The organism is Myroides phaeus (assembly GCF_009799805.1).
GTDB classification, from domain to species: Bacteria; Bacteroidota; Bacteroidia; order Flavobacteriales; family Flavobacteriaceae; genus Flavobacterium; species Flavobacterium phaeum_A.
In genome coordinates, this window is record NZ_CP047050.1 from 1,888,919 (window position 1) to 1,912,871 (window position 23,953).

The 23,953-nt window shown below is 36.2% G+C and carries 17 protein-coding genes; 5 read left to right on the top strand and 12 right to left on the bottom strand.

The genetic code is table 11. The annotated features are described in order from the left end of the window. Nucleotides 1–3: 3 nt before the first annotated feature. A complete protein-coding gene (locus GQS07_RS08470) occupies nt 4–3,153 on the bottom strand; it encodes an efflux RND transporter permease subunit (protein WP_158210429.1) in 3,150 nt (1,049 codons plus the stop codon). 62 nt (nt 3,154–3,215) lie between these two features. Next, nucleotides 3,216–4,358 carry an efflux RND transporter periplasmic adaptor subunit gene (locus GQS07_RS08475; protein ID WP_158210430.1) on the bottom strand — a complete coding sequence of 381 codons (1,143 nt, stop codon included), beginning with the start codon at nt 4,356–4,358 and terminating at the stop codon, nt 3,216–3,218. 311 nt (nt 4,359–4,669) lie between these two features. Here GQS07_RS08475 and GQS07_RS08480 point away from each other — a divergent pair, with 311 nt between their 5' ends. Beyond that, on the top strand, nt 4,670–6,211 hold the full coding sequence (locus GQS07_RS08480; RefSeq protein ID WP_158210431.1) for a YifB family Mg chelatase-like AAA ATPase: 1,542 nt from the start codon (nt 4,670–4,672) through the stop codon (nt 6,209–6,211). Here GQS07_RS08480 and GQS07_RS08485 read toward each other — a convergent pair. The 4 genes from GQS07_RS08485 to gcvT form a co-directional block, all read right to left on the bottom strand. Next, complete coding sequence (locus GQS07_RS08485) at nt 6,203–6,976, bottom strand: hypothetical protein (protein ID WP_158210432.1); 774 nt, start codon at nt 6,974–6,976, stop codon at nt 6,203–6,205. The genes GQS07_RS08480 and GQS07_RS08485 overlap by 9 nt on opposite strands. Nucleotides 6,977–7,015: 39 nt before the next feature. Continuing rightward, entirely contained in the window at nt 7,016–7,870 is an 855-nt protein-coding gene (locus tag GQS07_RS08490) for a neutral zinc metallopeptidase (RefSeq protein WP_090407230.1), read from the bottom strand. A gap of 369 nt (nt 7,871–8,239) precedes the next feature. Continuing rightward, the gene (locus tag GQS07_RS08495) at nt 8,240–8,950 is read right to left on the bottom strand and encodes a YebC/PmpR family DNA-binding transcriptional regulator (RefSeq protein WP_090407234.1); all 711 of its coding nucleotides are present in this window, start codon (nt 8,948–8,950) and stop codon (nt 8,240–8,242) included. A gap of 100 nt (nt 8,951–9,050) precedes the next feature. Then, nucleotides 9,051–10,133 (bottom strand): glycine cleavage system aminomethyltransferase GcvT, encoded by a 1,083-nt coding sequence (gcvT, locus tag GQS07_RS08500; RefSeq protein ID WP_158210433.1) that lies wholly within the window; start codon nt 10,131–10,133, stop codon nt 9,051–9,053. Between the two features lie 233 nt (nt 10,134–10,366). On the opposite strand from gcvT, the gene GQS07_RS08505 reads away from it, so the two are divergent. Both GQS07_RS08505 and GQS07_RS08510 read left to right on the top strand, forming a co-directional pair. Further along, on the top strand, nt 10,367–10,675 hold the full coding sequence (locus GQS07_RS08505; RefSeq protein ID WP_158210434.1) for a DUF6804 family protein: 309 nt from the start codon (nt 10,367–10,369) through the stop codon (nt 10,673–10,675). Nucleotides 10,676–11,708: 1,033 nt separating this feature from the next. Then, on the top strand, nt 11,709–12,704 hold the full coding sequence (locus tag GQS07_RS08510) for an IS110 family transposase (RefSeq protein WP_158210435.1): 996 nt from the start codon (nt 11,709–11,711) through the stop codon (nt 12,702–12,704). A 370-nt stretch (nt 12,705–13,074) separates the two neighbouring features. Here the strand turns inward: GQS07_RS08510 and GQS07_RS08515 are convergent, their stop codons facing one another. Beyond that, nucleotides 13,075–13,920, bottom strand: a complete 846-nt coding sequence (locus tag GQS07_RS08515; RefSeq protein WP_158210436.1) for an EamA family transporter — start codon at nt 13,918–13,920, stop codon at nt 13,075–13,077. Nucleotides 13,921–14,641: 721 nt separating this feature from the next. Continuing rightward, a complete protein-coding gene (locus tag GQS07_RS08520; protein WP_158210437.1) occupies nt 14,642–17,176 on the bottom strand; it encodes a heavy metal translocating P-type ATPase in 2,535 nt (844 codons plus the stop codon). Between the two features lie 124 nt (nt 17,177–17,300). Here GQS07_RS08520 and GQS07_RS08525 point away from each other — a divergent pair, with 124 nt between their 5' ends. Together GQS07_RS08525 and GQS07_RS08530 are read left to right on the top strand one after the other, a co-directional pair. After that, entirely contained in the window at nt 17,301–18,245 is a 945-nt protein-coding gene (locus GQS07_RS08525) for a hypothetical protein (RefSeq protein WP_158210438.1), read from the top strand. Nucleotides 18,246–18,283: 38 nt separating this feature from the next. Beyond that, nucleotides 18,284–19,129, top strand: a complete 846-nt coding sequence (locus tag GQS07_RS08530) for a sulfurtransferase (protein ID WP_158210439.1) — start codon at nt 18,284–18,286, stop codon at nt 19,127–19,129. A gap of 221 nt (nt 19,130–19,350) precedes the next feature. On the opposite strand, the gene GQS07_RS08535 is transcribed toward GQS07_RS08530, so the two are convergent. The 4 genes from GQS07_RS08535 to GQS07_RS08550 all read right to left on the bottom strand — a co-directional run bounded on the left by GQS07_RS08535 (nt 19,351) and on the right by GQS07_RS08550 (nt 23,605). Beyond that, the gene (locus tag GQS07_RS08535; RefSeq protein ID WP_090407252.1) at nt 19,351–20,046 is read right to left on the bottom strand and encodes an RluA family pseudouridine synthase; all 696 of its coding nucleotides are present in this window, start codon (nt 20,044–20,046) and stop codon (nt 19,351–19,353) included. Nucleotides 20,047–20,125: 79 nt separating this feature from the next. Beyond that, nucleotides 20,126–20,944 carry a 3-methyl-2-oxobutanoate hydroxymethyltransferase gene (panB, locus tag GQS07_RS08540; protein WP_090407256.1) on the bottom strand — a complete coding sequence of 273 codons (819 nt, stop codon included), beginning with the start codon at nt 20,942–20,944 and terminating at the stop codon, nt 20,126–20,128. 56 nt (nt 20,945–21,000) lie between these two features. Continuing rightward, nucleotides 21,001–22,176, bottom strand: a complete 1,176-nt coding sequence (locus tag GQS07_RS08545) for an SH3 domain-containing protein (RefSeq protein WP_158210440.1) — start codon at nt 22,174–22,176, stop codon at nt 21,001–21,003. A gap of 4 nt (nt 22,177–22,180) precedes the next feature. Further along, on the bottom strand, nt 22,181–23,605 hold the full coding sequence (locus GQS07_RS08550) for an L-serine ammonia-lyase (protein WP_158210441.1): 1,425 nt from the start codon (nt 23,603–23,605) through the stop codon (nt 22,181–22,183). Between the last annotated feature and the right edge of the window lie 348 nt (nt 23,606–23,953).

Consider the following 23,953-nt stretch of genomic DNA (forward strand, 5'->3'; position numbering starts at 1 on the left):
TTTTTAGTCGTTAGTAAATTTTGCTTTAAGTTTTTCATCCCACGTTTGGAAAATGAAGAATAGTACAGGGATAATAAAAATCCCTACGATTACTCCACATACCATACCTCCAGCGGCACTAAAACTGATAGAATGGTTACCTTGAGCAGATGGACCAACAGTAAACATCAATGGAATTAATCCAGCTACGAAAGCAAATGATGTCATCAAGATTGGTCTTAAACGCATCTTAGACCCCTCTATAGCTGCGTCAAAAATAGATAGACCATTGCGTCTTTGTTGTAGAGCAAACTCCACAATCAGAATAGCGTTCTTAGCTAATAAACCAATCAGCATAATCAGACCTACTTGTACATAGATGTTATTTTGTAATCCCGCTAAGTTTACAAATAGCGCAACCCCTAATAACCCCGTTGGTACAGTAAGTAAAATTGCAATAGGCAATAAATAACTCTCGTACTGTGCACATAGTAAGAAGTAAACAAATACAATACTCAAGGCGAAAATCAAGATAGCTTGGTTACCTGAGTCTTTTTCTTCTAAAGACATTCCTGTAAACTCATACGAATAGTTACCAGGTATTTTCCCTGTTACCTCTTCAATGGCTTTCATAGCATCTCCTGTACTATAACCCGTAGCAGGTGTAGCTTTAATAGAAATAGAGTTGTATAAGTTATATCTCGTTACCGTTTGTGGACCTAATGTTTTTTTCAGTTTAATCAACGTATTGGCAGGCAACATTTCACCGTCTTTGTTTTTCACGTAAATAGAACGGAATGACTCTGGACTTTCTCTAAATGGAATATCTGCTTGCATATACACACGGTATGTACGTCCAAATCTGTTGAAATCCCCAGCTTTTATACGACCGTAGTAATTCTTAACCGTTGTCATTAAATCTTTTACGCTAACGCCTAAAGATTTTGCTTTCACATAGTCAATCTCTAATAAGTATTGAGGGTAATTGGCTTTAAAAGAAGTAAATGCATTTGCAATTTCATCTCTGCTTTTCAATTCTTTAATCACCTCATCACTAACCTTACTGAATTCGTCGAATCCACCACCCATACGGTCTTGAAGAACAAATTCAATACCACCGAAGTCACCAAATCCTGAAATAGTAGGTCTTGGGAATACGTTGAATGACGCCTCGTTAATAACAGATAAGTCGGTTTGAATCTCCTCAATAATCTTATCTATATTCTTTGTTTTTCCTCTTTCTTTGTACGGTTTCAAATTAAGGAAACCAACAGCAAATGACGGACTCGCGTTACCATCAATGGCGTTATAACCAGAAATAGCAGTCATTCCCTCAATATCCGTACGTTGTTTTAAAATACTATCTGCTTTAGCAAGAACAACTTTTGTACGTGCTAACGAAGCACCAGGAGGCATTGCTAAAGAGTATGTAATATAACTGTCGTCTTCTCTTGGAATAAATGAAGAAGGCGTTTTGTATAAGAATACAACTCCTAATCCGATGATTAATGCCAATCCGGCAATAGCCACTTTTTTATTGGTGATTAACTTCTTAATTGTAGCTACATATTTTTCAGTGAAACTGTCAAATGCTGTGTTGAAAGCAAAGAAGAATCTACCACTTACGCGTTGTACTGTGTTTTTATTTTTCTTTGCTACATACTCATCTCCTGATGGTTGTTTTAAAAACAAAGCACATAAAGCAGGACTCAACGTTAATGCGTTTACAGCTGAAATAAGAATAGCAAAGGCAAGGGTATAGGCAAATTGCTTATAGAATATACCAGCAGGACCTTGCATAAAACCAACAGGTAAGAACACAGCTGACATTACTAAAGTAATAGAGATAATAGCTCTTGTAATCTCGTTCATCGTTGAGATTGTAGCTTCTTTTGCTTTCATTCCCGTCTGATGCATTTTCTCGTGTATAGCCTCAACCACTACAATGGCGTCATCTACTACAATACCAATGGCGAGCACTAAAGCAAACATTGTTAATACGTTAATAGAGAATCCCATTAAGTAGATAAAGAACAACGTACCTACCAGTGAAATAGGAATAGCAATAGCGGGAATAATTGTTGATCTAAAGTCTTGTAAGAATAAGTAAACAATGATAAACACTAAGAAGAAAGCCTCGAAAAGCGTACTCTTTACTTGGTTAATCGACTCGTCAATCTGATTCTTTACAGAGTAGCTAATTTCATAGTGTACTCCTTTTGGGAACGACTTAGAAACGCGTTCTAATACTTTTCTAACGGCAATATCAATATCTCTGGCATTTGAACCAGCAGTTTGCGTAATGTTCATTGTCAATCCAGGGTAACCGTTTACACTGTTATCACTCCCCACGTTAGACGCGCCAAACTCCACTCTTGCTACATCTTTTAATAGTAAAACAGAACCGTCTTTGTTTGTTTTAATTACAATGTTTTCATATTGCTCAGGTTGACTAAATCTACCTTTGTGTTTCAATGATGTTTCAAATGCCTCATCAGATGTTTCTCCAAAAGCACCAGGAGCAATTTCAAAGTTTTGATCTTTAATCGCACTAATGATGTCTTGAGGAGTTAGACTATATAAAGCCAGTTTTTCTGGGTTTAACCACGTTCTCATTGAGTAATCACGTGCACCAATACGTCCAACAGATGCAACTCCGGGAACCCTTAGTAGTTCACGGTTGATATTAATCTGTGTGTATGCTTGTAAGAAAGTTTCGTCATACACCTCTTCAGGGTGGTCACTGTAAAAGTTAATCGTCATAATATTACCACTCTGACGAGGAGTAACAGAAATACCGTTTTCATTAACTTCAGACGGCAAATCACCTGACGCTTTACTTACTCTGTTTTGTACGTTTACAGATGCTTGGTCAGGGTCAGTACCTGCTTTAAAATATACGTTTATAGTTCCCGATCCACTGTTACTTGCTTTTGAACTAATGTAACTCATATTGTCAACCCCATTGATAGATTCCTCAATCGGTAATAAGACACTCTGAGCAACAGTTTCAGCATTTGCACCAGGGTATGAAGTAGAGACAGTAACACTCGGTGGTGCAATCTCTGGGAAACGTGTTATCGGTAATAATGTAAGTCCAACTAACCCAAGTAATAAGAACATAATTGATATTACTGTAGCCAGGATAGGACGATTTATAATAGCTTTTAACATATAAAATTATTTAGTAAGGTGAGTAAAATAACGCATAGTTCAATTGTTGTTTGACAAGTAAATTAGTTGACAGGTTTTACATACATTCCTTCAGTTAATTTGTCAAAACCAGTTTTAATCACGCGGTCTCCGATTTTTAATCCTTCAGAAACAATATAGTTTGTTCCAGATACCCCGTTTAATACGATTGATTGTAATTTTACTTTGTCTTCGTTGTCTAAGATGTAAACAAAAGTTTTGTCTTGAATAGAAGTAGTAACTTCTTGTGGAATCAAGATTACGTGAGGATTTGTTTCTTTTAATTTGATTGTTCCTGTGTTACCAGATCTCATCACATCTTGAGAGTTTGGAAATGAAGCTCTAAGAGAAATAGAACCTGTTGTACGGTTAACTTGTCCGTTAATCATATCTACTTTTCCTTTTTCAGCATATTCGTGTCCGTCAGCTAAAATCAGCGCTACATCTGGTAAGTACTGTCCAGCTGCTGTTGTATCTGCTTTTTTATTCCCTTTGCTGAAGTATAAAAAGTCAGACTCACTCATTCCGAAGTACACATAAACTTCACTTACGTCAGAAAGTACAGTAAGCGGTTCTTTATCACTTTTAGAAACTAAGTTACCAATACGCTTAGGCATACGGCCAATGTATCCACTTACAGGAGCTTTGATTACGGTGTAGTCTAAGTTAATCTTAGCACTTGCTACAGCTGCACTTGCTTTTGCTAATGAAGCTCTTGCGATTTCGTAATTAGCTTTTGCTGTTTGCAATTGTACCTCAGCAATTACCTCATTGTCGATCAATGGTTTTAAACGGTCTATTTCAAGCTTTGCATTTTTTAGTTTAGCCTTTTCTACATTCTCTGTAGCTACCATATTGTTTAAAACCTCTTGGTAAGGTTGTGGATCCACTTTAAAAAGAGGTTGACCTTCTTTTACAAAAGCCCCTTCATCTATAAATATTTGTTCTAAAAGACCTTCTACCTGAGGGCGAATCTCTACGTTTACTTTACCCTCTATATTTCCGATATAGTCTTTAATTGTAATTGCTGTTGTTGTATCTACTTGAATGATAGGTAAAGCCAGTGCATTTTCTTTCGGATCAATCGTTTTAGAAGAACCTATATTACAGCTGTTGATACCTATCAATGTACCTATCATTATCAAAGCTGAGATTGCTACTAAAACTGTTTTTTTACTTGTTATCATTTTAAATACTGTTAATTGTTGAAGGTGAGAAATAATCTACATTGAAATACTATTCAATACTAATGCCAAAAAAGAGAAAACATATTCGAAATATTCGGTATATTTTTTGTAACGTACTGATATGTAGTTAAATACTTGGTGTTTTTTAAATAAATCAAAGTATTTAGAAAAGAAATATAAAATAAATCAAAGATTGTGAAAGTGTTGCATTGTGGGGATGTGCTCTACAAAATGAAAATGATACACTATTCTTTAATTTATTTTAAAAACCTTCTTTTTGATAAAAGAGACACTTAAATAATAGAGGAAATATGTTAGAAAAGGTTTTTGGTAGTGCTGTTTACGGCATTGATGCAACAACAATAACTGTTGAGGTACACATTGACAAAGGAGTGGGGTATCACCTTGTAGGATTGCCAGACAGTGCAATTAAAGAAAGCAGCTATCGGATTGCGGCAGCGTTAAAGAATAACGGTTATCGTATGCCAGGTAGAAAGATAACTATCAATTTAGCCCCTGCCAACTTGAGAAAGGAAGGGTCTTCTTATGACTTGGTTATTGCTATTGGTATACTGGTTTCGTCAAGTCAAATTACTCTTCAAAAGACTTTAGGGGATTATGTGATAATGGGAGAATTGTCGTTAGATGGTTCTTTGCAGTGTATCAATGGTGCTTTACCTATTGCGATTAAAGCAAAAGAAGAGGGGTTTAAAGGAATTATAATTCCCAAGGGAAATGAAAGGGAAGCGGCTATTGTAGAAGGGTTAGATGTTTATGGTGTTAGTAAAATAGATGAGGTGATTGGCTTTTTGTCTGGTAAGATAAATTTAGAACCCGTGAAGTTAGATTTAAAAGCGATGTTTAACGACGATTCGGAAAACCATTTAGCTATTGACTTTAAGGATGTGAAGGGACAGGAGAGTATTAAACGGGCAATGGAAATTGCAGCGGCAGGTGGACATAACATTATATTAATTGGACCACCGGGATCTGGAAAGACGATGTTGGCAAAGCGCTTGCCGAGTATATTGCCTTCAATGACATTGGATGAGGCGTTAGAAACTACCAAGATTCACAGTGTAGTAGGCAAGGCAAAAGACAGTGGATTAATCTGCAACCGACCTTTTAGAAGTCCACACCACACGGCCTCGTCCGTATCTCTTGTTGGCGGAGGGGGATATCCACAACCAGGTGAAATATCTCTTGCACATAATGGAGTGTTGTTTTTAGACGAGTTGCCAGAATTTAAACGAGATGTATTAGAGGTAATGCGACAACCTTTAGAAGACAGGGAGGTAACCATTTCAAGGGCGAGGTTTACAATAACGTATCCGTCCTCTTTTATGCTTGTGGCAAGTATGAATCCAAGTCCAAGTGGGTATTTCAACGATCCTGATGCACCAATCAAATCGTCTCACGCTGAAATGCAACGTTACCTCAACAAGGTATCTGGTCCTTTGTTAGATAGAATAGATATTCATATAGAAGTAAATCCTGTGCCTTTTGAAAAGTTGTCTGACAAGCAATTGGCTGAGCCAAGTAAAGACATTAAAGCAAGGGTAATAGTAGCGCGTAATATCCAGTCTAAGCGTTTTGAATCACATAAAGGGGTACATTACAACGCACAGATGAATACGGCTTTAATAAGAAAGTATTGTGGCTTAGAAGCAGATTCGTTAAGCCTGTTGAAAAGCGCGATGGATAGACTGAATTTATCTGCTCGTGCGTATGATCGTATATTGAAAGTATCGCGAACAATAGCAGACTTGGATCACAGTGAAAAAATAATGCCCCAGCACATAGCTGAGGCAATACAATATCGTAGTTTAGATAGAGAGGGGTGGTTAGGATAATTTATCTTCTTCAGGGTAGTAACCAATCGCCTGTCTGTACAGTGCAAAACACACACTGAATAAGAACGGAATTGTAAAGAAAACCCCTACTAAGAAAAAGAATAATCCAGCTCCAACCACAAAGTAGCTAAACAATAAGATTAATATAATGGTGAATGGTTGTTTATTAACGACCATTACACTGTTTTTTACAGCTTGAATAGGTGACAAATTACCAAAGATAATTAACGGGGTAACAAACACGATAAGTGCGTTTACAAGCCAGTTAATTGCCATTGCTACCATACCTAATCCTTCCATTTGTAAGAAGAAAACAATTGTAGATAATACAATAGACACTATAAAGTGTATGAATAAAAGATATAATCCTTTTACGTTTACAAAGTATTTAAACGCTAAGAATAAGCTTGATCTTTTTCCTTTGTAAGCATTTGCAGCCATTTCTAAAAAGCCAGCCATAAGGATTGAACTAAAAGCAGTAAGCCCCGTCATAACCAATAGGTAGATATATATCTGATCTAAAGGTAAGTTCATAGGCGAGAATGTTTGTAATTGCTCTAATACAGCCTCTGTGTCCTCTCCATACATTTTTAAAAGGATAGATGAAAAACCAATAGAAGCTAAAAACGTAAGAAGCATTAAAGCTGCCGATGTCGGGATTACTATTTTTTTATAATAAGCAAAGGCTTCAGACATTACGTTGTTCATTTGTAGGTTTAAACCGTTTTCAGCAATGTCTTTAAGTCGTTGTTTTGTATTGTCCATAAGCTAAGCCATTTGTTTTGGCCTTGTAATTAATTGTTATTATCTCAGGTGGTCGAAAGTATTTCCTTGTTTAATATCTCCAGTATTAAACCCTTTCATAAACCATTCTTTTCTTTGTTGAGAAGTACCGTGTGTAAACGAGTCAGGGTTTACTTGTCCTGTAACTCTTTTCTGAATAGCATCATCTCCTACAGCTTGTGCTGCGCTTAAAGCGATATCAATATCTTTAGGCTCTAAGTATTTTTGGTTGTATTTAGCCCAAACCCCAGCGTAGAAGTCAGCTTGTAACTCTAAACCAACTGAAAGTTTGTTAGCTTCTTTTTTGTTTTTACCTTGTTGTAATTGGTGTACTTTACTATTTGTACCCAATAGTGTTTGTACGTGGTGTCCTACTTCGTGTGCAATTACATAAGCAATAGCAAAGTTACCGCGTTCAGCACCAAAACGGTTGTGTAGTTCTTCAAAAAAGCGCAAGTCCATATATACAGTCTCGTCAGCCGGACAGTAAAAAGGACCAACATCAGCAGTAGCACCACCACATTTAGTGTTTACTTGATCATCAAATAACTCCATTTTAGGTTCGCGATATTGCATTCCGTTTTCTTGGAAAATTTTGTGCCACGCATCTTCAGTATCAGCAAAAATTACTGCTACCATTTTACCCATTTGTTGTTCTTCTTGAGATAGTTGTCTTGTTTCAACTTGCTCGGTTTGCTGACCTGTATTCATTTGTTCTAAAACAGGTGCAATTTGTTTGCCTGTTTCTCCTCCAAACATATATAGCAATACAGCTATAATCCCCACAAGTCCACCACCTAAAGCAGTTTTACCAGCAGAAGATTTACCTCTACTATCTGTGACGTTTTTACTTTCTCTACGACCTTCCCATTTCATACTTTAATGTTTTTTGTGCAAAAATAGCAAAATTTGAGTACTTAATGTTATATATCTATTTTTTAAAGAGAACAGCTAATTGTGGGGTAGGTATTTGATGCTTAGGTGTAATAGGAATGAAAGATAGATTGTGCTGTGGGATTGTTGTTAGTAGAAGTAGCTTTTAGATTGAATAGGGGAACTGCATTGAAAAGTAAATAACAATAGTTCATTGTGAGTTTATAAAGAATAGGGGGAACCATAGACCCCATTAAAGAGTGAGTGGTTTATAATCGTTCATTCTATGTTTACAGCTAACAAGTATCGTTGAGGTATCGATATAAAAAAAGAGCCTCCAGTGGAAGCTCTTTCAAATATTATAATCGGTGATTACGCCATCGTAGTAAATACGTTTTGTACGTCGTCATCTTCTTCAATTTTGTCTAACAATTTATCTACATCAGCTTGTTCTTCTTCTGTAAGTTCTTTTGTTACTTGTGGAATTCTATCAAATCCAGAAGATAAGATTTCAATTCCTCTACCTTCTAATTCTTTTTGGATAGCTCCAAAGCTTTCGAAAGGTGCGTAAATCATTACACCATCTTCATCTTCAAAGATTTCATCAATTCCGAAATCGATAAGTTCTAATTCAAACTCCTCTAAATCTCTACCTTCTTCAGCAGGAATTCTAAAGTTACAAGTGTGGTCAAACATAAACTCAACCGATCCTTGTGTACCTAATGTACCGTTACATTTGTTGAAGTAACTTCTGATATTAGCAACAGTTCTATTGTTGTTGTCAGTAGCACATTCGATTAAGAAAGCAATACCGTGAGGACCATATCCTTCGAAAATTACCTCTTTATAGTTTTCAGTATCTTTATCTGTAGCACGCTTAATAGCACGTTCAACATTATCTTTAGGCATATTAGCTGCCTTAGCATTTTGTATTACAGCACGAAGACGAGCATTAGCTTCTGGGTTAGGTCCACCTTCTTTTACAGCCATTACAATGTCCTTACCGATTCTTGTAAACGTTTTTGCCATAGCAGACCAACGTTTTAGCTTACGTCCTTTTCTAAATTCAAACGCTCTTCCCATAATAATTCTTACTTAATTTTAATAGTGCAAAAATATAGTATTATTCAAATATATCATAAAAAAAACGGGAGCTTATTTTCAAGCTCCCGTTTTAATTAGTTTATTTTTTATAAAAAGGGGTTTTTACCACTTTTGCTTCAACGTCATTCTTACGAATACGGATAAAGATTTCGCTTCCTTCTGCTGCAAGAGCTACTGGTACATATCCCATTCCGATACCTTTTCCTAATGAAGGAGATTGTGTACCTGAAGTTACTTTACCAATTACGTTTCCTTCAGCGTCAACGATTTCGTAATCGTGTCTTGGAATACCTTTACCGATTAATTCAAAACCAACTAATCTGTTTTTGATACCTGCTTCTTTTTCTGCTTTTAAGTTTTCAGAGTTAACGAAGTCTTTTGTAAACTTAGTTACCCATCCTAAACCAGCTTCTAAAGGAGAAATCTCATCGTTTAGTTCGTTACCATATAAGCAGTATCCCATTTCAAGACGTAATGTATCACGAGCAGCTAATCCAATAGGTTTGATTCCCCAGTTAGCACCAGCTTCAAATACTTTAGTCCAAACAGTTTCAATATCTTCGTTTTTTACATATACTTCAAAACCTCCTGAACCAGTGTATCCTGTAGCAGAAATAACTACGTTAGGAACGCCAGCAAATGTGTCAATTACGAAGTTGTAAAATTTAATGTCAGCAAGGTTTACAGCAGTTAAGCTTTGCATTGCTTCAATAGCTTTAGGCCCTTGAATAGCTAAGATAGAGTATCCATCAGATAAGTTCTCAACTGTAGCGTTTACGTCATTGTGACTTGTAACCCAGTTCCAGTCTTTCTCAATATTAGAAGCATTAACTACCATTAGGTATTCTTCTTCGTTTACTCTATACGTAATGATATCATCAATTACACCACCTTTTTCATTTGGAAAGTAGCAGTATTGTGCTTTTCCGTCAACTAAAGTAGAAGCGTCATTAGAAGTAACTTTTTGAATTAAACTCAACGCGTTAGGACCTGAAATTTTGAAGATTCCCATGTGAGAAACGTCAAATACTCCCACGCCATTTCTTACTGTTTCGTGTTCTGCATTTACTCCTTCATATTGAACAGGCATTGAAAACCCTGCAAATGGAACCATCTTCGCTCCTAAACTTTCGTGTATGTGATTTAATGTTACTTGTTTCATTGTGTTGTTATATAAATTGATAATAATTAAGTGCTAAAGTAAGTTTTTTTTGTTTCAAATAAAAGCAAATTTGAATAAGGACAATAGAAGTATAACAGTATTTATAATAGTAGGAAGTGTATATTAAATATAATGCAAATGATGAGCTATTTTTTTAGGATATCTTATTAATAACTATGAATATTGAAATAAAATGTATATATTTAAAGGAAGTATTCTTAAAGATAGTTATTATGGAAAGAGCAATCAAAATTATAGTAGTTATTTTATTAGTGTTGAATATGCTTGTAACCTCACAAGATTACCATCAACTGATGAGTTTTATAGTGATTGTAGCTTTTGGTATTTTAGCATATAACTCCCATATCAACAAGAAGGTCATAGAGATGATTACCTATGTTTTCTTGATTTTAGTATTCCAACCTTTTTACGTGATCGCACTCGATAGAACTTGGTGGTTAGTCATTCAAGGCGTACTTGCAGTAGGATTGATTGTTTCTCTATTTTTTGAGAAAAAAGAAGAAGTGAAGAGTAAAAAGTAATGGGTGAAAACATTGTTAGATCATCGTAAACAAGAATATCATAATTCAACCGAAATATCATTACAAACAAAATCGTCACAACGTAACCAATATGTATGTGATGTGATTATTTCGATGAAATGACATTTACCCCCTGAAATATTACAATTCAATCAATATGTATGTGATGTGATTATTTCGATGAAATGATATTTATCCCCTGAAATATTACAATTCAATCAATATGTATGTGATGTGATTATTTCGATGAAATGATATTTACCCCCTGAAATATTACAATTCAATCAATATATATGGCGTGATTATTTCGATGAAATGACATTTATCCCCTGAAATATCACAATTGAATCAATATATGGCGTGATTATTTCGATGAAATGACATTTATCCTCTGAAATATTACAATTCAATCAATATATTGCGTGATTATTTCGATGAAATGATATTTACCCCCTGAAATATTACAATTCAATCAATATATATGGCGTGATTATTTCGATGAAATGACATTTATCCTCTGAAATATTACAATTCAATCAATATGTATGTGATGTGATAATTTCGATGAAATGATATTTATCCCCTGAAATATTACAATTCAATCAATATGTATGTGATGTGATTATTTCGATGAAATGACATATATCCCCTGAAATATTACAATTCAATCAATATGTATGTGATGTGATTATTTCGATGAAATGACATTTATCCCCTGAAATATCACAATTGAACCAATGCATAAAAAACGAAATACCATTACAAACAAAATCGTCACAACCCAACTTTTGTAGGGGCCTTTAGATTTGCTTAATAAAAAAATGATAAATTTATATATACGAGAGAAGTAGAATAAATAAACAACCAAACCAACAAAGTGTACCATCGTAGGGGCAAAGCATCAAGGCTTATAATTCGATTAGGACTTTGTTGGTTATACTAAGAAGTATCAAATTAGTAATTAAGACGTTCGGGTCTAGTATCAAGGTTTAGATAATACTTTAGTAAGTGGTTGTTATAAATAATTTTTATTATGAACAAATTTAAGCATTTTATTGGAATAGATATTTCAAAAGAGTATTTCGATGCAACGATTTTAGGTGAATCAAAACAATCTTCACACAATCAATTTAGTAATACAAAAAAGGGAATTACTCAGTTTTTGAAATGGGTAAGGCAAGAAAAATGTTCTATGGATGTTACTCTAATTTGTATGGAATATACTGGTATTTATAATAAGATAATACTAGATATTTTGATAAATAAATCGTTTTATGTCTGGGTTGAGATGTCATATCGTATTATTCGTAGTAGTGGAATTCAACGAGGAAAAAATGATAAAATTGATTCTGAGAGAATAGCTCTTTATGCCAAGAAAAATCAAGAAGATGCAAAAATATTTAAAGCATCGGATAAGGTTTTAGATAAAATACAAGGGTTATTAGGGCAACGAGAAATGATTTTATCTCATAAAACGGCTTTACAAGTTAGAACAAATGAATTGAAAGTGTATGATATAGAAGTTTATAATGTATTATCAAAGAATATTAAAGCAATCATAAGATCAGAAGAGGTAGCTTTAAAAGCTATTGAAAATCAGATAGATGATTTAATTAAAGAGAATCAAGAACTTCAGGTATTATATAATCATATCACTTCTGTTCCTGGAGTTGGAAGAGTAACGGCTTTGTTTTTAATCTGTTTTACAAATGCTTGTACAACCTATGAAAACCCAAGACAATTAGCCTCTTATTGTGGTGTAGTTCCTTTTGAATATACATCAGGTAAAAGTGTTCGTGGTAGAGCAAAGGTTCATTTTATGGCAAATAAAAAGCTTAAAAAACTATTGCATTTATGTGCTCTATCTAGTTCTAAAAATGATATTGAGATGAAACAATATTATGATAAGAAAGTAGCTGAAGGTAAAAGTAAAATGCTTGTATTGAACAATGTTAGAAATAAACTTATACATCGTATTTGTGCTTGTGTAAAAAATAATAGACCTTATGAAATTAGATTAATAGCATAATTTAATTTTACATATAATATAAAAACAAGGATAACCACAAGTTACCCTTAGGGATTTGTATGCTTTGTTTTATTAAAATATTCTCAAAAAACAACAATAATTATTTCTAATTTTTAATTGGTTTTGTCATAGTAATCGAATTATTATTCGCCCGCACGGCATACGACATAATGTATATCACATATCGCGCTCGTAGGGGAAAACCCACGTGTTTGCCCCCTGTTGTTTATTTATAAACAAACAATACTGTAATGCTATTAATTAATAAGAGGTGTACCCTTACGGATACCGCAATGTAATTCACTATATGAATATATTGAATAGAATATGCAATATATCGTATCACGTTTCCCGATACATCAAATAATCCTTATTGAACTTCTTTTCTTGAAGAAATTGTCGTTCCAATACTTGCAGAGATGACACACAAAATTGACAGCCATTGGAAAAATGTCAGAATCTCACCTAAGAATAATAATCCTGAAATAGCACCAAAAGCAGGTTGTAAACTCATTAAAATACTAAAGGTTTTTGACGGTAATTTCTTTAAAGCAATGATGTCTAATGAAAAAGGAATAGCACTTGACAATAGCGCAACAGCCGTTCCAATCAACAATAACTTTCCAGTTAATGCCATTAAATCACCTGATACTAAAGCAAAAGGAATAATAAATAAAGCTGCGAATCCCATACCAACAGTAACCGATGTGTTACTATCCATTTTTTGTGCTACTTTTCCCCCAACAACAATATACCCTGCCCAAAATAATCCGGCTGCAAAAGCAAGTAAAAGTCCTATAAAATCAAGAGAGTTGTTTTGCCAAGGAACAATTAGTAATATTCCAACAGCTGCAATCATTGCCCATACGTAGTCTATTTTTTTACGAGAGGAGAAAATAGCCAAGCTAAGCGGACCTATAAATTCGATGGTAACCCCTAATCCAATGGGAATACGCTGAATTGCAAAGTAAAACAATAAGTTCATAAAAGCTAAGCACATTCCGTACATAAAACTAATCTTCCATTCAAGAGCAGTGAGCTTTTTTAAGTTAGGTCTGTTGTAAAAGAACAAGATAATAGCCGATATACCAATGCGGAGTGAACTTGTACCTGCTGCTCCTAAGATAGGAAATAGTGATTTTGCAATAGAAGCACCACCTTGTACACTCATCATAGATAAGATAGCAGCGGGGATAGCAGGTATTGATTTTTTCATATTCGGCGATTGTTTTGTAAAGAGGTCAAATTAGTTTAAAAAAACGGATAATGAGGTATATGCTGTTAAAATATATGTTACAAAGCGTCATTGTAAACTCAATAAATGAATAAAGTTAGCGTTATGTAGTTGTATATCAGTAGTAAAACTATACATTGAGGGGGAATTGTATGATTTAAATAATATATTCACTAACAGAGTGTTTGTATAAAGTGCTAATTGTTAAAAAAACAATGTGTATTGTGAAAATTGAATAATGAAATATTGTTTTTTAGTTGTAATGTATTAATTTTTGGTAATTATTTAAAATTATTTATTTTTAATTGTTAAAGTTTGGAATTAATATGTATCTTAGCCGTAGGTAATAAGGAAAAAATATTGCTCTGGGCATCTTAATACAATTTAAAAAAACGGAGTGGGGACTTGTTTTATTTAATATAAGATGTATCAGTATAGAAGGCCATTCTATCGAGTGGCCTTTTTTTAAAAGTAAAAAATTAAAATTGTAAAATGTGTTTGCAGTTTTTGATTTAAGGTGAGAAAAAGAGCTTGAGTATATCGAGCTCTTTTTTGATTTTATTTATATTGTGTTTTTTAAATGTAAAAAGGTTGCAACGACACACAGCGTTGCAACCTTTTATTTTTTATCTACTATAATCACCTAAACTGGTGTTGTCTTGGTAAGCTTATTTATCAACCCTAAAGTAAGTGTTTTAACTCCCTAAAGTTTCAGGTTTTTCAGTCTTAACGAGTTTGAAATAACAGAAACTGAACTAAAACTCATAGCTACTGCCGCAATCATTGGCGATAGGAGTAAACCAAATACAGGATATAAAATCCCTGCTGCAATTGGTATTCCCACGCTATTGTACACAAAAGCAAAGAATAAGTTCTGTTTGATGTTACGCATTACCCCGTGGCTCAAGTTAATCGCCTTTGGAATACCAGCTAAGTCGCCTTTTAGCAACGTAACTTCCGCACTTTCAATAGCCACATCAGTTCCCGTACCCATTGAAATCCCCACATTTGCCTGTGCCAATGCTGGAGCGTCATTAATACCATCACCTGCCATTGCTACGATACGCCCTTGTTCTTGTAGCTTCTTAATCTCGTTCAACTTGTCTTGTGGCATCGCCTCAGCAAGGAAGTGAACAATGCCTAATTCATCAGCTACAGCCTTAGCGGTATTAGGGTTATCTCCCGTAATCATAATTACCTCAATACCCTTTTGTTGCAAGTCTTTCACTGCTTGTTTACTGCTCTCTTTTATCTTGTCATATAACACTGCATATCCTATAATGGTGTTGTTTTCAGCGATATACGAAACTGTCTTTCCAAGGTTTTGCTCAACTGCTACTTGTTGTATTAACACATCAGACAACTCAGCGCGAACGCTCACCATTAACGCTTTGTTACCAAGAGAAATACGCTTTTTATCTACAATTCCCTGAATACCCTTACCTGTGTTGTTGGTAAACATTTTTACAGGAATAAGCTGTACGCCTTCATCTTTTGCTTTATTAACAAACGAAGTCGCCAAAGCGTGCTCACTATTCTGGTTTAACGAAGCGGTCAAGTATAGCAACTCTTCAGCTGTGTAAGCCTCAGTCAGACTAACGATTTTCTCAACCGATGGTTTCCCTTCTGTCAGCGTACCCGTTTTATCCGTAATTACCACATCAATAGTATTCGCTGTTTCCAGTGCCTCTGCGTTCTTAATCAAGATACCGTTTTGTGCCCCTTTTCCAATTCCAACCATAATAGACATAGGCGTTGCCAATCCTAAAGCACACGGACAAGCGATGATTAACACGGCTAAGGCATTCACAAAAGCAAAAGCCAATTTAGGTTCCGGACCGTATATTTTCCACAAGAAGAAAGTGACCACAGCAATCAAAACCACCGTTGGTACAAAGTATTTCGCCACTTTATCTGCTAACTTCTGAATTGGCGCACGTGAGCGACTCGCGTTGTTTACCATTTCAATGATTTGTGCCAACAAGGTTTCGCTACCTACTTTCTCAGCCGACATCACAAAAGAGCTGTTGCCGTTGATTGTTCCCGCTACTACAGGGGCACCTTTTATCTTGTGAACAGGAATTGGTTCTCCTGAAATCATTGACTCATCAATGCTACTTTCTCCTTCTACAATTACACCGTCAACGGGAATTTTCTCTCCTGGTTTAACGCGTAGTTTGTTGCCTTTGACTATTTTGTCAATCGCTATTTTTTCATCCCCCTTATCTGTTACCAACGTAGCATCAGTAGGCGATAGTTTCAACAACTCTTTAATTGCCGTATTGGTACGACTATGCGCTTTCGCCTCCATTACTTGTCCAACTAAAACCAAGGTCAGAATAACCGCTACCGACTCAAAATACAAGTGAATACCGTGTTCTCCTTTGAAATCCTCAGGAAATAAGTTTGGAAAGAACAACGCTACTACGCTGAATACCAATCCCGCCGCAGCTCCTAATCCAATTAAACTAAACATATTTAGATTCCACGTTTTAAACGATGTCCACGCTCGTTGGAAAAACATCCAACACACATAGACAACCGGAATGGTAAATAGCAGTTGTAAGTAGTTATTGATGTGATGGGGGATTACCTGGCCAATTGGGTCACCCGGAATCATACCACCCATTGCCAGTAAAAACACAGGAATAGTAAAAGCTAAGGAGATGCGCAGTTTTTTCAACATATCCTTATACGTGGTATCTTCTGGTTCAACTGAAATCGTCTTTTCAACTAAGTTCATACCACAAGTAGGACAATCCCCTGGTTCGTCATAGGTCTTGTCGCCTTCACATAACATCGGACAGTAATACACTGTTTTTTCAACCTTTGCAGCTGGTATGTGTTCTAAGTTCATCCCACATACCGGACAACCTACATTGGTGTCATAAACCTTATCACCCTCACATAACATCGGACAGAAATACTTCCCTGCCTTGTCTGCCATTCCCTGCGGAATCTCCTGTACATACTGGTCTTCCTCACTAATTTCAACCGGAGGGAGTACCTCTTGTGTACCATCTGTATGGGTTACAATTTCTTGTAAGATATAGTTCCCTTTTTTCAGCAATGCCTTTTGCAAGTGTAAGGTGTCAATCTCGCTTTTCGATTCAATAGCAGCCTCTTCCGTTTCTAACGTAACCTGTGCATTAATGTCTTTTAGTTCGTTTAGCGTATTCTCTACTTTGGTTCTACAACCGTTGCAGCTCATTCCGCTAACTTTATATAGTTTTTTCATTATAGTATAAATATGTGTATTAAGGTAATTACAAAATACGAACAATTCAACCAATTATTAGTTATACAATTCTTAGAAAGGGTTATATAGTTTTCGTATTTTAGGCATACAAAAAATGATGTTTATGAAAAAAAGTATGCTATTATTGTTGGGTGTTGGACTCCTAATTACCAGTTGTAAGAACGATAAAAAGGGAGACGAACCAACGGGGGAACCACAGACAGAATCAGTAAATAAAGAGAAACAAGAAGTAGATAAGTTTGAAGAAGGTGCCTTGACGTACACAATGTCTATGAGTGATCCTATCTTTAACGACTTTGTAAAATATGTGAGTAAAGATCCGTTACATATGCTTGATTTAGCAAAAGAATACGGGGCTAAACTATCAAAAGAAGACAACGCCCATTTGCAAGAAGTGATTAAGAATAGTCCGTCTTTCACTACCACTTACGGCACTTTGCCTTTTATCAGTAGTAGTGTTTATGTTGCAGGTTACGAGGCGGTTTACAAAGGAGAGGGGCTTACGTATGTTTTAGAGAATAAGTGGAATGATATTTTGGATGAGGGCTTTGCGTATGTCGGGTCAACGATTGCACCTAACAGCAAGTTAAACTTCTCTTATAAAAAGAATTATATAGACGCTGAGCAGTTGCAAACGAATATAGATACGTTGAATTACGACCGCGTGGCAACAGGTGATTTTATTGATTTAGTAGGGTATAAGGCAGAGCGAATTGTGTACACAGCGAAAGAGGCAATGGCAGTTGGTCAACGCTTCTTACCTAAAGAGCTAACGGTGTATGTGTCTGAATCGTTTAACCCAGCGATTAATAAGGTATTACCGTTTAATGTAAATGAAGAACACGGGGTGTTGAAAATTGTAACCAAGTTTTTAGATACAGACGATTTGTACGTAACCTATGAAGTGAGTACAGCCGTGAAGAGAATGGTGTTGGATACAGAAACGAGTATTTCAATGACTAATAATACGTATGATGTGAAAGGCGATAGAGATATTTTAGCCTTAGGAATGAGATTAACAAAGATTATTGCTATTCCGCGATTGTAATCGCGTATTTTTAGAACCACAATTAAAACTATTGAAAGATGAGCTTACAACCCATTATACAAGTGTCAGAGTTAGTAGTATTACAACAAACAGGAGGGGATAACCTTGTTATTGTTGATGCTTCAAACCACAAAGACGCAAAGGCAAATTATGACGCACAGCATTTAGAGGGTGCTATTTTTGTCGATTCTAACAAGCAGTTGGCTAATATAGGAGCAGACGCAGCACAAGGCGGAAGACACCCTTTACCTACGTTAGCTCAGTTTGCTCAAGCTTTACAAGACTTAGGAATAACACCTGATAGTCACGTTGTCATTTACGACGACAAGAACGGCGCTAATTCGGCAGCTCGTTTTTGGTGGATGTTACAAGCAGTAGGACATCCAAAGGTACAGGTCTTAAACGGAGGAATACAAGAGGCAGTGAAACAAGGTTTTCCTACGAATGATAAACCCGTAGAGATAAAGGCAGTAGGGGCTTACCCTATTAATGCGTGGTTATTGCCAACAGCGACAATAGATGAAGTAGAGGCAAACTCAGAAAAGCCTACTTATTTGGTTATTGACGTTCGTGAGCCAAGTCGTTATAAAGGACACACAGAACCTATTGACCAAGTGGCAGGACATATTCCAGGATCAGTGAATATTCCGTTTATGTCTAATTTAGATGGTAACGGATTGTTCTTATCACCTAATGAGTTGAAAGACAAATACACCAAAGCGTTTACAGGAAAAGAAGAAGTAATCGTTCACTGTGGTTCAGGCATCACTGCTTGCCATAGTTTATTAGCCATCGCCTCAGCAGGAATGGAGATTCCGAAGTTATACGTTGGTTCGTGGAGTGAGTGGTCGCGAAATGATAAACCGATTGTTACAGAGGAGTAAAGTAAAAGGGGAATTGTTAATCGGAAACCGGGAACTGATAACCGAAAACCGAAAACCGAAATACGTGAAACGTAAAACGTGATGCGTCGAACCGTAAACTGTTAACCGGTAACCGAAAACCGAAATACATGATGCGTTGAACAGGGAACTGTTAACCGAAAACTGGTAACCATATAAAATACGAAAGGTGCATATCAATTGCGATATGCACCTTTTATATTTTAGTTTGATACCTCATTCCAGATAACATCTTCTGGAGTAGGGGCAGTTATCGTCAAGGATTCTTTTGTAACAGGATGCACAAAAGTAAGCTTGCGTGCGTGTAAGTGAATACCTCCATCAGGATTACTGCGGTCAGCGCCATACTTTAAGTCCCCTTTAATCGGGCACCCCACAGCGGCAAGTTGACAGCGAATCTGGTGGTGTCGTCCCGTGTGTAAATCAATCTCCAAAGCAGAGTATGTTTTCAACTGATGGAACATACGGTAAGACAACTTTGCTTTCTTACTATTTGGAACTTCCTTTTTATGCGCCTTAGACGTATTGTTTTTAGGGTTTCTAACCAAGAAATGCTCTAAAGTATCTTCCACTTTAGGAGGGGCATTCTTAATTACCGCCCAATACGTTTTTTGTGTTTCTCTATTTTTAAACGACTCATTCAAGCGAGTAAGCGCTTTTGAAGTCTTAGCAAAAACCACCAATCCCGACGTAGGTCTGTCTAAGCGGTGAACCACCCCTAAAAACACCTCACCTGGTTTGTTGTATTTTTTCTTTAAATAAAGCTTGACGATATCACTTAGCGGCATATCGCCCGTTTGGTCACCTTGAACAATATCACCCACGCGTTTATTAACCACAATAATATGGTTATCCTCGTGAAGCACTTGTAAGTTATCAGGTGTAGAAACAATTTTCATAGAATAGATTTTAAAACAAAAATATCCTTTAATAGTGTTTAAAGGATATTTTTGAACTTATATAAAAGAGTATATAAGCTTAATATTGTTCATTTTCGTTGGGGAAATCAACAGCTTTAACGTCTTGTACGTATTGCTCAACAGCCCCTTTCATTTGGTCGAAAATGTTTAAATAACGACGTAAGAATTTAGGGTTGAACTCGTGTGTTAAACCAATCATATCGTGGATAACCAATACTTGTCCGTCAACACCATTACCAGCACCAATTCCGATTACAGGAATAGAAATGCTTTCAGCTACTTTTTTCGCTAAAGCAGCAGGAATTTTCTCTAAAACAACAGCAAAACATCCAATTTCTTCCAACATTTTAGCGTCTTGAATTAATTGAGCTGCTTCTTCTTCTTCCTTAGCTCTTACCGTGTAAGTTCCGAATTTGTAAATAGATTGAGGTGTTAAACCTAAGTGTCCCATTACAGGAATACCAGCATCTAAGATACGTTTAATACCATCTTTAATTTCAATTCCACCTTCCATTTTAACTGCGTGTGCACCACTTTCTTTCATGATACGAATTGCAGAACGCAAAGCTTCTTTAGGATCCGATTGATAAGAACCAAATGGCAAGTCAACAACTATTAAAGCTCTCTCCGCACCACGTACAACAGATTGTGCGTGATAAATCATTTGGTCTAATGTAATAGGCAATGTTGTCTCATGTCCTGCCATTACATTACTTGCAGAGTCACCTACAAGCATTACATCTACTCCTCCAGCTTCCAATACTTTAGCCATTGAGTAATCATAACACGTAAGCATTGAAATTTTTTCACCATTAGCTTTCATATCGATAAGCGACTTAGTAGTCACTTTCTTATAATCTTTTTTTGCTACTGACATAATTGTTCTTTTTGTTAGAAATGTAAAATTAGATAAAAAGAGGGGAATTAAAAGGATTAACAGTAATAAATCAATTCCACTCTTGATAATAATCCATTTTGGAAGATGAAAAGGCAAGCCTGTCCATCTAAATAAATGGTGTATGATTTGTCTAAAGGCGAGATATTACCTATCAACCCCTTAGCTATTTTTAAAAAATCTTTCTCCGTTGTTTCGCCATTTAGCAAATGTTTGCCAATTTTAAAACCGTTGAAATTAAGCATATCCATTTTTCGAGCTTTCACGGTATTTGACAAATCGTTCGTGATAAACTCAGCCGAGTTATATAAAGCATTACCTTCATAATCACCTAAAGCACAATCTTCCAAATCCGAGTACGTCTCTAAAGGATACCCAATATATTGTTTAACCAGCTCTCCATCAAAACCAGCCAATGGTTCAACGATGCCGTTGATTGTAAAACCAAATTGTTGTTTTTTCTGTAGCTTTTCTACTTTACTTGAATCCCCGTCAAGCGGAGTTGCCTCTAAAACTTGTTTTTTAAGTTGATTAATCTCTGCTAACTCCATCAAATTGTTGTTTTTAGCATACTCAACAAAAACGTCTAACGCCTGAATCGTGTAATAATGCGCACTATTCCAACCCAATTCCAACACGCGCTCAGCGTATTTCTTTTGGTCCTGAGTGTCCGTAGCATACTTATACGCTTGGATTAACTCGTCTAAATCAGGGCGTTGTCCTAAAAATTTTGCTTGAATATACCCCTTTCTATCCATATAATCAATAGAAACCCACGCTTCTTTATCGTCAGGGAAAAAGGGTAGTGGCACAATAGTACCATTTAGCACTGTTCCCAACACAGAAGACGTACTTGAAGGATACTCGCGAACTTTTAGTCCCGCCACAGTTGTAAACAAGTGAGGAGCCGCATAAAACTCGTCCTTATCAATAATAGGAGCAGGAGAAGCAATTGTTTCCACCTCTTTATACTTCGTGCTGAGGTTTTTAATGTCATTTATGTACATAGGCGATTGGTAATCAACCAGCACTTTATACAATTTATTAGACACTTTTTCAAACGAAGTCAGCTGTGTTCCTTGTGTGTAGATACCCATTTTTTGCGTTGCTTGGCTATCCTTATAAGCAACCGTAGGCGCGTTGACATACAGTATGTCTTGCGCCCACGTTTGTATTGTAATACAACAAAGTATTGTCGTTATTAGTCTCTTCATATAGTTAACAATCAGACAAACTAACAGCAACTGCCAGTCCACCTTCAGAAGTTTCTTTATACTTGTTGTTCATATCTTTAGCCGTTTCCCACATCGTATTAACCACTTTATCCAAAGGCACTTTCGCATTCTTAGGATCAGTGTCTAACGCTAATTCAGCCGCATTAATAGCCTTAATAGCCCCCATTGTATTTCTTTCAATACAAGGTACCTGCACTAAACCACCGATCGGATCACACGTTAATCCCAAGTGGTGTTCCATAGCAATTTCAGCTGCCATCATCACTTGTTCAGGCGTACCACCCATCATTTCACACAATGCACCAGCCGCCATAGCACTTGACACGCCAATTTCAGCCTGACAACCACCCATCGCAGCAGAGATAGTTGCTCCTTTTTTGAAGATACTACCAATTTCACCCGCCACTAAAAGGAACTGCTTAATTTCTTTCTCACTTGCCTTGTGGTTTTCAATTACCAAATAGTACATCAAAACAGCCGGAATTACTCCTGCACTACCATTTGTAGGAGCAGTAACAACGCGACCTAAAGCAGCGTTAACCTCGTTTACAGCTAAAGCAAAACAGCTTACCCATTTCAAGATTTGGCGGAAGTACACCTTCGTCTTGCGGATTGTTTGTAGCCATTCTTGTGGATTAGTATAAGGTAATTCGCCTTTTAATTTAGAGTGAGTATCATATGCTCTTCTACGCACATTTAGTCCACCAGGCAATATACCTTCAGTGTGACAACCAATGTACATACATTCCAGCATTGTATTCCACACACGCATAAGTTCGTGGTGAATTTCCTCATCCGTACGAAGAGATTTCTCATTTTCGTACACGATTTCAGAAACCGACATTCCTTGCTCTTTACAATAAGCTAACAGTTCAGTTGCCTTATCAATAGGGAAAGGGAAAGACGCTTTAATCTCGTCATTTTCTTTATTCTGTGCTGTTTCCTCTTTCACAACAAATCCACCCCCAATAGAGTAGAAAGTAGATTCATAGATTTCGTGTTCACCATATTGAGCAGTAAACGTCATTCCATTTGCGTGAAAAGGCAAGAAGTTTCTATTGAAAACAATCTGAGTTTTAGGATCAAAGGTAATTGGTGTTTTACCCCCTAAAACCAAGGTTTTCGTATCATTTATCTTAGCTATAATTGAGCTTATATCCTCTACAGGCACATACTCAGGGTCAGCCCCACTTAAACCCAGCATCACAGCTAAGTCCGTTGCGTGTCCCACTCCCGTTAGAGAAAGCGAGCCATATAAGTCTATTTTTACATTAGAAACTTGATTAAATATTTGGCGATCGTGCAGTTCATTTAAAAATTGTTCTGCTGCTCTCCACGGACCTAAAGTATGAGAACTTGAAGGTCCTACGCCAATTTTGAGCATATCAAATACAGAAATACATTCCATAAAGTTGTTTCAGTTTTAGTAATACGAAGATAGCTAAATTCTGTTCTGTTGCAAGTTTTAACAAGTGATTTAACGTGGACCTATCATCGGTTATAACTGCGTGACATATTGTTTTTTTTATTGTTGTATGAGTTGTAATTATGAGGTTTATAATGATGTGTTGTTTATTAAAAGCAATGATTTCCATTTACGACTGATATCTAACATTTGCATATTTTGTTTGAAAGCACAGCTTTCAACCTTTCTTTCTTGAAAAATTATGTTTTTCTATTTCTTTCTTTTCTTTTTTGATACCAAAAAGAAACAAATAAGGCCGCTTAGGCGCTCCGGTTAAATTGTGGTGTTTTC